Source organism: Serratia sp. BNK-17 (assembly GCF_048684935.1).
GTDB classification, from domain to species: Bacteria; Pseudomonadota; Gammaproteobacteria; order Enterobacterales; family Enterobacteriaceae; genus Serratia; species Serratia nematodiphila.
This window is the reverse complement of the sequence record NZ_JBLQTR010000001.1, coordinates 5,043,726-5,055,428: the sequence shown is the minus strand read 5'-3', so window position 1 is coordinate 5,055,428 and position 11,703 is coordinate 5,043,726. Positions and strand designations below refer to the sequence as shown.

At 52.0% G+C, this 11,703-nt stretch carries 10 protein-coding genes; 3 read left to right on the top strand and 7 right to left on the bottom strand.

The features are described from left to right. Positions 1–90: 90 nt before the first annotated feature. From ACMGF7_RS24215 to ACMGF7_RS24200, 4 genes are read right to left on the bottom strand one after another with little or no spacing between them, the layout of a single operon-like run. Positions 91–1,347 carry an oligosaccharide flippase family protein gene (locus tag ACMGF7_RS24215; protein ID WP_273889945.1) on the bottom strand — a complete coding sequence of 419 codons (1,257 nt, stop codon included), beginning with the start codon at positions 1,345–1,347 and terminating at the stop codon, positions 91–93. Beyond that, on the bottom strand, positions 1,340–2,806 hold the full coding sequence (locus tag ACMGF7_RS24210) for an O-antigen polymerase (RefSeq protein ID WP_049240164.1): 1,467 nt from the start codon (positions 2,804–2,806) through the stop codon (positions 1,340–1,342). Before ACMGF7_RS24210 ends, ACMGF7_RS24215 begins: the two co-directional genes overlap by 8 nt. Next, complete coding sequence (locus ACMGF7_RS24205; protein WP_049240163.1) at positions 2,799–3,653, bottom strand: glycosyltransferase; 855 nt, start codon at positions 3,651–3,653, stop codon at positions 2,799–2,801. The genes ACMGF7_RS24210 and ACMGF7_RS24205 overlap by 8 nt, the downstream gene beginning before the upstream one ends. Beyond that, positions 3,650–4,582, bottom strand: coding sequence for a glycosyltransferase family 2 protein (locus ACMGF7_RS24200; RefSeq protein WP_197763623.1), 933 nt, complete (start codon positions 4,580–4,582; stop codon positions 3,650–3,652). The genes ACMGF7_RS24205 and ACMGF7_RS24200 overlap by 4 nt, the downstream gene beginning before the upstream one ends. Positions 4,583–4,963: 381 nt before the next feature. Here ACMGF7_RS24200 and gndA point away from each other — a divergent pair, with 381 nt between their 5' ends. The 3 genes from gndA to ACMGF7_RS24185 all read left to right on the top strand — a co-directional run bounded on the left by gndA (position 4,964) and on the right by ACMGF7_RS24185 (position 9,568). Then, a complete protein-coding gene (gene gndA, locus ACMGF7_RS24195) occupies positions 4,964–6,370 on the top strand; it encodes an NADP-dependent phosphogluconate dehydrogenase (protein ID WP_049240161.1) in 1,407 nt (468 codons plus the stop codon). A 587-nt stretch (positions 6,371–6,957) separates the two neighbouring features. After that, positions 6,958–8,034, top strand: a complete 1,077-nt coding sequence (locus ACMGF7_RS24190) for a mannose-1-phosphate guanylyltransferase/mannose-6-phosphate isomerase (protein ID WP_075201878.1) — start codon at positions 6,958–6,960, stop codon at positions 8,032–8,034. 160 nt (positions 8,035–8,194) lie between these two features. Continuing rightward, the gene (locus ACMGF7_RS24185) at positions 8,195–9,568 is read left to right on the top strand and encodes a phosphomannomutase CpsG (protein WP_420286747.1); all 1,374 of its coding nucleotides are present in this window, start codon (positions 8,195–8,197) and stop codon (positions 9,566–9,568) included. A 31-nt stretch (positions 9,569–9,599) separates the two neighbouring features. Here the strand turns inward: ACMGF7_RS24185 and hisIE are convergent, their stop codons facing one another. From hisIE to hisA, 3 genes are read right to left on the bottom strand one after another with little or no spacing between them, the layout of a single operon-like run. Next, the gene (gene hisIE / locus ACMGF7_RS24180; protein WP_049240159.1) at positions 9,600–10,214 is read right to left on the bottom strand and encodes a bifunctional phosphoribosyl-AMP cyclohydrolase/phosphoribosyl-ATP diphosphatase HisIE; all 615 of its coding nucleotides are present in this window, start codon (positions 10,212–10,214) and stop codon (positions 9,600–9,602) included. Beyond that, a complete protein-coding gene (gene hisF / locus ACMGF7_RS24175; RefSeq protein WP_033633500.1) occupies positions 10,208–10,984 on the bottom strand; it encodes an imidazole glycerol phosphate synthase subunit HisF in 777 nt (258 codons plus the stop codon). The genes hisIE and hisF overlap by 7 nt, the downstream gene beginning before the upstream one ends. Beyond that, positions 10,966–11,703, bottom strand: a complete 738-nt coding sequence (hisA, locus tag ACMGF7_RS24170; protein ID WP_021504314.1) for a 1-(5-phosphoribosyl)-5-[(5-phosphoribosylamino)methylideneamino]imidazole-4-carboxamide isomerase — start codon at positions 11,701–11,703, stop codon at positions 10,966–10,968. The genes hisF and hisA overlap by 19 nt, the downstream gene beginning before the upstream one ends.

Sequence of the window (11,703 nt, the reverse complement as noted above, 5' to 3'; positions counted from 1 at the left end):
TACATTATGCCGGCGCTGGGCTAAGCCGCACTATATGGCAAAAAGCGAGCATCTCTCAAAGAGATGCTCGCTTTTTTATATGTTTACTTATCAAGAAGCACAGCTAATCAGCTTTTCTCTTTTGAACATTCTCATGCTCATATAAATAATCAAGAGAGTGGCCAATAGTTCGGTGAAGACTAATGAGTAAGAAGCGCCTAGTGCGCCAAAAAGCTTTGTTGTGAAATAAATATGCAGGCAGTGAGTCGCGGAACAGAAGATGTAAATTCTCTGCAGTACTTTATCGTGACTGTTCGCCAATAGGTAAAGCTGCGCCAACACGATGGCCGGTGGAATGATCAGCAGCATGATGGACAACACGGCCAGAATGGGGGCCGCGGCAACGAAATTTTCACCAAACAGTAAGGTAATTATCGGTGCAGAGAACAAATTCAGTACCAGGAATGCGCAAATTCCGAACACGAAGCTGACGCTTAAAACCAGTTTAATGAGCTTATTTCGCTTGGTGGTTTGCTCCGTACGGCAGCTGCAAATGATCGGGTAAGCCGCCTGGCAGAGTGGCGCCATAACCGCCAAACCGGAGCGAACCAACCTTTCCGCCGCACCGTATAAACCTGCCGCCAGGGGTCCGGAAATGATGCCTAAAAGAATCGTGTTGCTGGCGGCGTAAACCATCGTGATCGAGTTGGCGACAAATACCGGCCAACCCTCCTTTAAATTTGCCGCAATCTCTGGCAAAGAAAAACGAGGCCAACCGATGTGATACCGCGAAAATACCCAAAACAGCATGATGAGCGCGGCAAGAAAGTTGGGCAGCACCAGCAACAGCACGGCGCTGTAGGGTGTGATCGGGAAACAAAGGAAGACCGCCAGCGTCACGATTCTGGCGAACAAGGTGATCAAGGCGCCCGCGGCCGTTTTCCCTACACCTTGTAATAGCCAATAAGGGGATAGCATGGACGCTACGATTAACAGTGAAGACAGAAGCATATAAACGCTGAGCTGGGCCAGTTTCTCCCAGCTTAAGGTCATCAGCGTCATCGCCGCCAGCGAGCAGAGGGCCAGGATGATTTTAGCGAATGTAATGCTATAGAAGCTTTTGCCGATGTCGCGATGGTTTTCCATTTTTGAAACTTTTCGGACCGCCGAAAAGTTAAATCCGTAATCAACAAAAATGGAAAAATAGAAGGCGACCATATAGCAAAACAGAATGTTGCCGAACTCACTGACACCGATGTTCCTGCCCACAAGAGGAAAGACCAACAGAGGGAATATGAAATTCCCCCCCTGCACCAGCAGCAAAGAAACATAGTTTTTAACTAAAGGTTGGTTCAGATGCTTAATCATGAACCGCGGCCTTTAGCTCGCTCGATGGTTTGGCCAGCTTGAGCCTCACCAACCAGTCCCGGCTCATAAATGCTTTGAATAACAAGAGCAGAATAACGTTGACGATGACGGTTGAGTAATAGAAATGATTATCAAAAATCATGAATAACATCGCCATACAGAAATAGCTGTAGAGCAGGGTATTAATGAGGGTTTTTCGCTGCTGAACCCGCTGATAGAGCGCCATGCCGACACAAGTGAATACCAGCATGAAGCCGCCAACACCATAGACGCCAAAGTCCATATAAGGTTTCTGCATAAAGGTCATGATATTGATCCAGTCATACCCTCCCATTTTGACCAAATCCAGCGTTTCTTCCGGCATGAAATGTTTGGTTGCAAAGCGGAAAGTTCCGGTCATCAACATGCGCCCATCTCTGAAATCATGAGTTTTATCCAGATAGACAACCATTTTGTTGAAGGCGTGCATCTCGGTACTCAGGTTAATCCAGATAGACATCATCTGCGGAGGCAATTCCATCGTAGGTTTAAATTCTTTTGCCTCTTTATCTCCCTGAGATGCCGTGTTTGGACTGTTATAAATGACTTCATAATATTGCGTGCCGGTTTGCACCTTTTCTTCTGTTGCCGGTTGTTGGTTTTGAACGTAAATTTGGGTTCGAATCAACGGCATGCTTATCATCAACAGAACAACGGAGAACAAGGTGATGACACCGGTAATCAGCAGTGCAGATTTATTTTCTTTAGCGACATAATATTGAATGAGTACATAGAATAAGCTGGTGATGACGGGGACGAAAATATTTATTCTTCCGCCTAACAACATCAGCAGGCTCAAATATGCGGCGCTGAAAAGAAGATATCCATACTTTCTTGACTCAGTCACGTAAATGGTGTTGAAGATAATAAAGAACGTAGGAATAACCATCAGCGTCATCAAGTAATTGCTGATCACTTTGGGCATGATGTTTGCGCGCGCATTGTCGTCAAATAGAGGAATGCTGCCAATTTTATGGATGGCATACCAATACAGAAACGCTTCGACCACGACGCAGATGACATTGGACCAGAAGAGGGTGCGGGCAGAAATCCCTGAGCGCACGTTTGCTTCACGATTGAGCGTGATGCGGCCGCGCCGTAGGATAAAGGCGGCCACGACGATATAGAAACAGGCTATCACTGCAAACAACGCCATCCAGGTCGAGTGACTGAAGTCGTCTTGTTCAATAAGCGTCAATTTCGCCTGACTGCACCCAATCATGAACAGGAACATGCTCATGAAGATCGAAGCGGGATTGTAGATGTTTTTGAAAAAATAGGTAAAGAATACGAAGTTTGCCACGGCGGCGATGGCGAAGCTTTTGCTAACCCCATTCACGGGGAGCAAGAGAATGCATGCCAAGCAAACAATGCCGAAACCGGCGAGCGTTAATCGGCTCAAGAACCCGTTATTACCCATTGCTTTTTTCCTCCCCCTGTTCTTTCAGCCGCGGCAGTTGTTTCATACATGTTTTATTCACGCCTCTGCGTTCTGCGTCAAAAAACCAACCCCATTTATTGAAATATGTAATCGCCGAGCGAATGTGGTAACCCATCAACTTCAGGTTTTTATATGAGCCTTTGGCAAAGGCATGCGTTACTGTCGCTTCCGAGCAAAACATCGGTTTTTCATATTGAAGCACTTTGCGGCACAGATCGACATCTTCAAGATACATGAAGTAACGTGAATCAAAGCCCTGTAATTGCTTTAACAACTGTGACTCTACGAACATAAAGCAGCCGGAAATGGTCGGTGCAAAGAAATTCTTATCGTAGTCGGCATTTTGCAACTCATAATTTTTATCGAGATACTTGGACAAAAAGGGCATGAATCGGCGCAAGAACAGATGAGCGGGTGTCGGCAGCAAACGGCAGACACGTTGCGCTTCGCCGTTTGGATAAACGATCTTTGGCGCAATAAAACGGTGGTTACCGCTTTCCGCAAAGTCATATAAACTTTTCACCGTGCCTGGCTTAAACTCGATGTCTGGATTGCAAATAATAAAATACTTACATTTATTCAGGTATTTATCCATGGCCTGATTATGCCCGTGGCCATAACCGCCATTGAAATCTGACTTGATGTAAGCAATACGCGGATTGTTTAAATTGTCCGCCCATTCACTATCGGCATTGTCAACCAACACGATGGTTTCTATTAACGGTTCGGCTAACAGAGAGTCGATGGTCGGTTGAATGTCCTTTTGTTTGTGTTTGTACAGAACAATGGACGCGACAACGGGTTTTTTATCTTCAACTGCACTCATTTTGCGCTAATTCCGTCTTTAATCGCACGGCACCAGGTTGCCAAATGCGTTTTTTTGTTCGGTTGTGTAGCAATCAGTAATACTTGGTGGATGGCGTTAAAAACGTTTTCGCGCACTTTGATTAATGGCGGAATGTGTTTCATTTTTGCCAGATATAACCCGTTGCGCAACCGATAGTATCTGCGGAAAGCCGAGTGCACCGGCACATGCCAGGCCAGTATCTTAATCGCTTTGTCACCGATAGCATGCGACATCCTGGCTGAGGTTGCCGCATAGATTTTGTAGCCTTTGGCAATGGCGCGCAGGCACCATTCAGTATCCACGTAGTCGATAAACAACGACTCATCCATATCGCCTACGTCCATCAATACCGTGACGGGAATCAGCGAGCCGGAAGAGATGATCATGCTGACTTCAAAGGGCGCAGTCTGGAATTGTGGACGCACTTTGCTGCGCCAGCCCAGCTTGTTTACCCGTATCAATGGATAATGGAAACCATAGCGCGAATCGGTAAAGATCGGGCCGATAGCCGCCACTCGATCGACGGAGGAAACCCGCTCATAATCTTTGAGCAAACCGGCCATAAACTGTTCGTCGATGTGGCTGTCTTGATCGAAAAATACTATTAGTTCGGCATCATGTTCCTTGCGGGCATATTCAATGCCGATATTTTGCGCTTTCGCAATGCCGACGTTCTCCGGCAAACGCACTACGGTGGCTAACTGAGAAAGCGATTCGACGACGGATGCCTCTAATGAGCCATTATCAACGAGAACGCTGGAAACCTGCTGACGCTTAAGTTCTTTGATTAAGGTGGTGAGGTTGCCCAGTTCCGGATGATAAGAGACTATCACTGCTGCGATTTTGTGACTGTTAGCATGTTCATCGACGGTCGCAGGAGTATGGTTAATGGCTTGATGCTCAGACACTACATTCTCCAATAAAATACAATATCAATGCCGTCATGTCCTCGTCCTTTGGACAGAAGCGCATAGCATTAATCAAGCCGCCAATTTTAGCAGTCGTGAGAAATCTCGCAATCAGGAAAAATCTAAATTGCCGATAAATCTTATTTTACTTGAGTGCTTAATCAACTTGTTGAATAAAATGAATTAATTTAATTTTATTGGATTATTCTGCAGGTAAAGTAGGGGGATTGCCGCATGAATCGTCGAAGAAGCATCCCTGCGAATCGCCTATCGCATCAATCACTACCCACGCGCCGCAATCCTGAGTTAACATGTGTGCCACATCACAAAACCTGTTGGCCATCGTTGCTGACAGGGTCATCCTCAGACAGGAGTTCCTAAATGTCCAAGCAACAAATCGGCGTTGTCGGCATGGCGGTAATGGGCCGCAACCTCGCGCTGAACATCGAGAGCCGTGGTTACACCGTTTCCATTTTCAACCGTTCTGGCGACAAAACTGACGAAGTGATCGCTGAGAACCCGGGCAAGAATCTGGCGCCGTATTACACCGTTGAAGAGTTTGTCGAATCGCTGGAAAAACCGCGCCGTATCCTGCTGATGGTGAAAGCGGGCGAAGCAACGGATAAAACCATTGCCTCGCTGACTCCGCACCTGGACAAGGGCGATATCCTGATCGACGGCGGCAACACCTACTATCAGGACACCATCCGTCGTAATCGCGAGCTGTCCGACCAGGGCTTCAACTTCATCGGCACCGGTGTTTCCGGCGGCGAAGAGGGGGCGCTGAAAGGGCCTTCCATCATGCCTGGCGGCCAGAAAGAAGCTTACGAACTGGTGGCGCCGATCCTGGAGAAAATCGCTGCGGTTGCGGAAGGCGAGCCTTGCGTGACCTACATCGGTGCTGACGGTGCCGGCCACTATGTGAAGATGGTGCACAATGGCATCGAATACGGCGACATGCAGCTGATTGCCGAAGCCTATTCTCTGCTGAAGCAGGCGCTGAACCTGAGCAACGAGCAGCTGGCCGAAACCTTCGCCGAGTGGAACAAAGGCGAACTGAACAGCTACCTGATCGACATCACCAAAGACATCTTCACCAAGAAAGACGAAGAGGGTAAATACCTGGTCGATGTGATCCTGGACGAAGCGGCCAACAAAGGCACCGGCAAGTGGACCAGCCAGAGCTCGCTGGATCTGGGCGAACCGCTGTCGCTGATCACCGAGTCGGTGTTCGCACGCTACCTGTCCTCGTTGAAAGATCAGCGCGTTGCCGCGTCTAAAGTGCTGACCGGCCCGAAAGTGGCGCCGTTCACTGGCGACAAAGCCGAGTTCATCGAGAAAGTGCGTCGCGCGCTGTATCTGGGCAAGATCGTGTCCTACGCGCAGGGCTTCTCACAGCTGAAAGCCGCTTCTAAAGAAAACAACTGGGATCTGCACTACGGCGAAATCGCCAAGATCTTCCGCGCCGGCTGCATCATCCGCGCCCAGTTCCTGCAGAAGATCACCGACGCTTACGCGGCGGACGCCGATATCGCCAACCTGTTGCTGGCGCCATACTTCAAGCACATCGCCGACGAGTACCAGCAGGCGCTGCGTGACGTGGTGGCTTACGCCGTGCAGAACGGTATTCCTACGCCGACCTTCTCCGCTGCGATCGCCTACTATGACAGCTACCGCTCCGCGGTGCTGCCGGCGAACCTGATCCAGGCGCAGCGCGACTACTTCGGCGCACACACCTACAAACGCATCGATAAGGAAGGCGTGTTCCATACCGAATGGATGGAATAAGCGCTTTACCTGTCATCAAGCCGCCGCAAAGGCGGCTTTTTTTTGCAACGTTTTAAGCGCCTGGGGAAAGCATGGAACACGTCTGAACTGGCGCTTCTCAAGTCTTTTTTACATGCCAATCTGGCATTATTCTTAATTTTTAATTTTTTTTAATAATAAGATCTGCATCTTGTTATTCAGCATGTTAACCGTATTTTCTTTGCATCTTCTTGCCTAACAACACACGTTTGCTAATATAATTCCTAATCCAGTGAATCGCTTTCGCCGCCACCTCTCTCACCTTCCGTTGGTGCGGCTTCCCTGTTCGAGGGGGTAAAATGGATCTCTTTGTATTTATTTGATTTTCTTGTTTTTTCCTTTCCGGCTTCGGTGGGGCTGCTTGACGGCGCCGGCGGAGATTTTAGGAATGTGCCCGGTTATTATTTTTTTATTTTTATGCGAGATTACTGGAGTAGTGGGAAATCTTGATTTCATTTCACATATTAAAAAGCAAGAGAAGTCTCTTTAGCAATCAGCAAGCGATAGGTATTGGGTGATTAGCCTAATTGCCCTGAGCAATGCATCTGTGTTGGGGTAATGCGGGGTTTATGGTGAGATTAATTCCAGTCATTTTGGCCGGGGGCAACGGTAGCCGTTTGTGGCCCTTATCAAGAGAAGCATTTCCTAAACAATTTCTGACGGTCGATGGTAGCGGGCGCAGTTTGCTGCAGCAGACGCTGTTGCGCCTGGAAGGTCTGCATGGGGGAGATATCGCGGCGCCGATCGTCATTTGCAACGAAGAGCACCGTTTTTTGGTGGCGGAACAGCTACGAGAAATCGACTGTTCGAATCCTCACATTATTCTGGAGCCCGCAGGACGCAATACGGCGCCGGCAGTCGCGCTGGCTGCGCACCATGTTCTTAAAGACGATCCTGATGGCGTGCTGTTGGTCTTGGCCGCCGATCATTTGATCACGCAGATAGACGCGTTTCATGACGCGTTGCGTAAGGCTATCGAGTTTTCTTTGCGCGACCGTTTGGTGACCTTCGGCATCATTCCCCAGCATCCTGAAACGGGCTATGGCTACATCAAACGCGGAGCGCAGCTGTCACTTCATTGTTTTGACGTCGAGCGTTTCGTCGAAAAACCCTGTTATCAAAAGGCGCAGGCCTATCTGGAAAGCGGTGACTACAGCTGGAACAGCGGCATGTTTATGTTCACGGCGAAAAAGTATCTGCATGAACTGGCGCGCTTTCGCCCCGATATCTATCACAAAACGCTGTTGGCGATGGAAACCAGCCGGCGCGAGCTCAACTTCATTCACATTGATGAAGAAACCTTTCTCCGTTGCCCCTGCGAGTCCATCGATTACGCGGTGATGGAAAACACCGCGGATGCAGTAGTGATGCCGATCGATATTGGCTGGAGCGATGTCGGGTCGTGGGCCGCCGTGTGGGAGGTGGCCGAAAAGGACGCCCAAGGCAATGTGCACCGCGGCAATGTTATCGCTATCGACTCATTGAACAACTATGTTTACGCTGGCGACAAGCTGGTGGCCACGCTTGGCGTCAACGATCTGGTGATCGTGCAGACCGGCGATGCGCTACTGGTTGCCGCGCGAGACGCGGTACAGGATGTTAAACAATTAGTGGGCGAACTGAAGGCGCGCAAGCTGCCGTGTTGAGGCGCATGGAAAAATTTGCGTCAGAATCATGCTAAAGATTTCCAGAGCAGCGAGATAGTGATAAATGTAAGGAAGACCGTACCGGTGATTGCGACTCCATCGCATTAATTCCCCAGGATAGCGACAGAGCGCAAAGGTACAAATAACAGAAGAATGTGACATGACTGAGTTGACTTGTTTTAAGGCTTACGACATTCGTGGCCGATTGGGGAGTGAGCTGAATGATGAAATCGCTTATCGGATCGGCAGGGCTTTCGGTGAATATTTGCTCCCTAAAGCCGTAGTTTTGGGCAACGACGCCCGTTTAAGTAGTGAAAGCCTGAAACACTCATTGGCCAAAGGGCTTCAGGATGCCGGCGCCAGTGTGATTGACATCGGGTTGTGTGGGGCGGAGGAGCTCTATTTTGCCACGGCTTTTCTGGCGGCGGACGGCGGAATCGAAGTCACGGGCAGTCACAATCCTGAAAATTATAACGGCATGAAACTGGTGTGCAGGGATGCGAGGCCGATCAGTAGCGACTCTGGATTGAATGAAATCAAAGCGCTCGCGGAGAAAAAGCACATCGAGCGCGCAGCATGTTCGCGCGGCGGCTACCTTCAGGCCGATACCTTGAACGAGTATGTCGATCATATTCTGTCCTTCGTTGACTTCACGCATTTCAAACCGCTGAAACTGTTGGTGAACTCCGGGCACGGCACCGCCGGGCGGGTTATTGACGCCATCGAACGGCGCTTTCAGCAGCATCGGGTACCGCTGGAATTCATCAAGATTCAGCATGAGCCCGACGGCACCTTTCCTCATGGCGTACCGAATCCGCTGTTGCCCGAGCGTCGTCAGGACACCGCGGACGCGGTGCGGCATTATGGCGCGGATATGGGGATCGCCTTCGATGGCGATGCGGATCGTTGTTTCCTGTTTGATAGTCAAGGCCATTTTATCGAGGGCTACTATATCGTCGGTTTGCTGGCTGAGGCGTTTCTAGCCAAGGGGGCAGGAGAGAAGGTCGTTCACGATCCGCGATTGAGTTGGAATACCGTGGATATCGTTGAAAAAGCCGGCGGTATTCCCGTGATGTCGAAAACCGGACACGCTTTTATCAAAGAACGAATGCGGGCTGAAGATGCAGTCTATGGTGGCGAGATGAGTGCCCACCATTATTTCCGCGACTTCTATTACTGCGATAGCGGCATGATCCCCTGGCTAATGGTCGCCGAGATCATGTCTCTGAAAGAGCGCTCGTTGGAACAGCTGGTTGCGGAACGCATCCGCGCCTATCCTTCTTCGGGTGAAATTAACATTGTCCGCGTTCCTGCGATATCCGCGCTCGATATGATCGAGCGCCATTATCGAGATCAGGCCTTAGAGGTTGATAAGACGGATGGTGTCAGCATGACCTTTGCCGACTGGCGGTTCAATTTGCGAGCGTCAAACACGGAACCTTTGCTCCGCCTCAACGTTGAATCACGGGGTAACCGCGACTTAATGGAGCGGAAAACAGAGGAAATTCTTGCGCTGGTAAACAGCCGACTATAAGGCTTCCCATTATCAGGGAAGCCTGTGTGCATTATTTCTGATGCCGCTCGCGCAGCCGGCCGATCACCGCGCTCAGATCCAGATCCTGGTCCTGCAGCAGCACCAGCAGGTGATAGATCAGGTCTGAAGCTTCGTTGGTCAGCTCTTCGCGATCGTTGACCGTGGCGGCCAGCGCGGTTTCCACGCCTTCCTCCCCGACCTTCTGCGCGATGCGCTTGGTGCCGCTGGCGTACAGGCTGGCGGTGTACGAGCTGTCCGGGCTGGCGTGCTTGCGCTCCGCCAATAGCTGTTCCAACTGATAGAGGAACGTCCAGTCGCTGGCGGCCGGGTGGAAGCAGCTGCTGTTGCCGAGGTGGCAGGTCGGGCCGATCGGGTTGGCCAATATCAGCAGCGTATCGTTATCGCAGTCCGGCGTGATGCTGACCACCTTAAGGAAGTGGCCGGAGCTTTCGCCCTTGGTCCACAGGCGCTGCTTGGTGCGCGAGAAGAAGGTGACGTTGCCGCTTTGCTCGGTGGTGGCCAGCGCTTCCGGCGTCATGTAACCCAGCATCAGCACTTCGCCGGAAACGGCGTGCTGCACGATGGCCGGCATCAGGCCGTCGGTTTTTTCCCAGTCCAGCTGGTTTCTCTGTTGTTCTGTCAGCACACGCGAATCTCCACGCCTTGTTCAACCAGGAACCTTTTCAGTTCGCCGATATTGATGATTTGTTTGTGGAACACCGACGCCGCCAGCGCGCCGTCGACGTCCGCATCGCGGAACGCTTCCAGGAAGTGTTCCATGGTGCCTGCGCCGCCGGAGGCGATCAGCGGCACCTTGCAGACCTCGCGCACCCGGCGCAGCTGCTGCAGATCGTAACCGTTGCGCACGCCGTCCTGGTTCATCATGTTCAGCACGATCTCACCGGCGCCGCGGCGCTGCACTTCCTGCACCCAGTCGAGGGTTTCCCACTGGGTGATGCGGGTGCGGCTCTCGTCGCCGGTATATTGGTTGACGTGATACTTGCCGGTTTCACTGTCGAACCAGGTGTCGATGCCCACCACGATGCACTGCACGCCAAAGCGTTCAGCCAGGCGGCTAATCAGCTCAGGATCGGCCAGCGCCGGCGAGTTGATCGAAATCTTGTCGGCGCCGAAAGACAGGATCTGGCTGGCGTCCTCGGCGCTTTTAATGCCGCCGGCGACGCAGAACGGAATATCAATCACCTCCGCCACGCGCGACACCCAGCTTTTGTCCACCACCCGGCCGTCGCTCGAGGCGGTGATATCGTAAAATACCAGCTCGTCCGCGCCTTCTTGCGCATAGCGCTGCGCCAGCGGCACGATGTCGCCGATGATTTCGTGGTTGCGGAACTGCACGCCTTTCACCACTTGCCCGTCTTTAACATCCAGGCACGGGATTATCCGTTTTGCCAGCATGCGATCGCCTCCTCAACGCTAAATTTACCTTCCAGCAGGGCGCGCCCCACGATCACGCCGGCAACGCCGCTGCCGCGCAGCTGGGCGATGTCGTCCAGATTGCCGATGCCGCCCGAGGCCTGGAAGGCCACCTGCGGATAACGGCGGCTGATTTCCTGATACAGCGCCACGTTGGAACCGGCCAGCGTGCCGTCGCGCGAAATATCGGTGCACAGCACGTGCTTGAGCCCGTAGGGCAGGAACTGTTCCACCACCTGTTCCAGCGTGGCGTCGGAGTCTTCTTGCCAGCCGCTGATGGCCACGCGCTTCACGCCCTGCGCGTCGATGCGCACGTCCAGCGCCAGCACCAGCGCGTCGGCGCCGTAGCGCTCGAACCAGCTTTGCACCAACTGCGGCTGTTTCACCGCGGTGGAGCCGATCACCACGCGCGTGGCGCCGGCCTCCAGCAGGGCACTGACGTCTTGTTCGTTGCGGATGCCGCCGCCGACCTGCACCGGCACCTCAACCCCCGCCAGCAGTTTGCGCAGCAGCGGGATCTGGCGCGCCGCCGGATCCTTGGCGCCGGTCAAATCGACCAGGTGCAGCACCTGGGCGCCCTGTTGTTGATAGTCCTGCAGGCGCAGCAGCGGATCGTTGCCGTAGTCGCGCTGTTGGCCGTAATCGCCCTGATGCAAACGCACCACGTTGCCGTCGATCAAATCCAAAGCCGGAATAATCAT

Excerpts from the sequence above, each read along its gene's own strand:
- ACMGF7_RS24190 (WP_075201878.1), top strand. The coding sequence starts at position 6,958 with ATGGTGAGATTAATTCCAGTCATTTTGGCCGGGGGCAACGGTAGCCGT.
- ACMGF7_RS24210 (WP_049240164.1), bottom strand. The coding sequence starts at position 2,806 with ATGGGTAATAACGGGTTCTTGAGCCGATTAACGCTCGCCGGTTTCGGC.
- hisA (WP_021504314.1), bottom strand. The coding sequence starts at position 11,703 with ATGATTATTCCGGCTTTGGATTTGATCGACGGCAACGTGGTGCGTTTG.
- gndA (WP_049240161.1), top strand. The coding sequence starts at position 4,964 with ATGTCCAAGCAACAAATCGGCGTTGTCGGCATGGCGGTAATGGGCCGC.
- hisF (WP_033633500.1), bottom strand. The coding sequence starts at position 10,984 with ATGCTGGCAAAACGGATAATCCCGTGCCTGGATGTTAAAGACGGGCAA.
- ACMGF7_RS24205 (WP_049240163.1), bottom strand. The coding sequence starts at position 3,653 with ATGAGTGCAGTTGAAGATAAAAAACCCGTTGTCGCGTCCATTGTTCTG.
- ACMGF7_RS24215 (WP_273889945.1), bottom strand. The coding sequence starts at position 1,347 with ATGATTAAGCATCTGAACCAACCTTTAGTTAAAAACTATGTTTCTTTG.
- ACMGF7_RS24185 (WP_420286747.1), top strand. The coding sequence starts at position 8,195 with ATGACTGAGTTGACTTGTTTTAAGGCTTACGACATTCGTGGCCGATTG.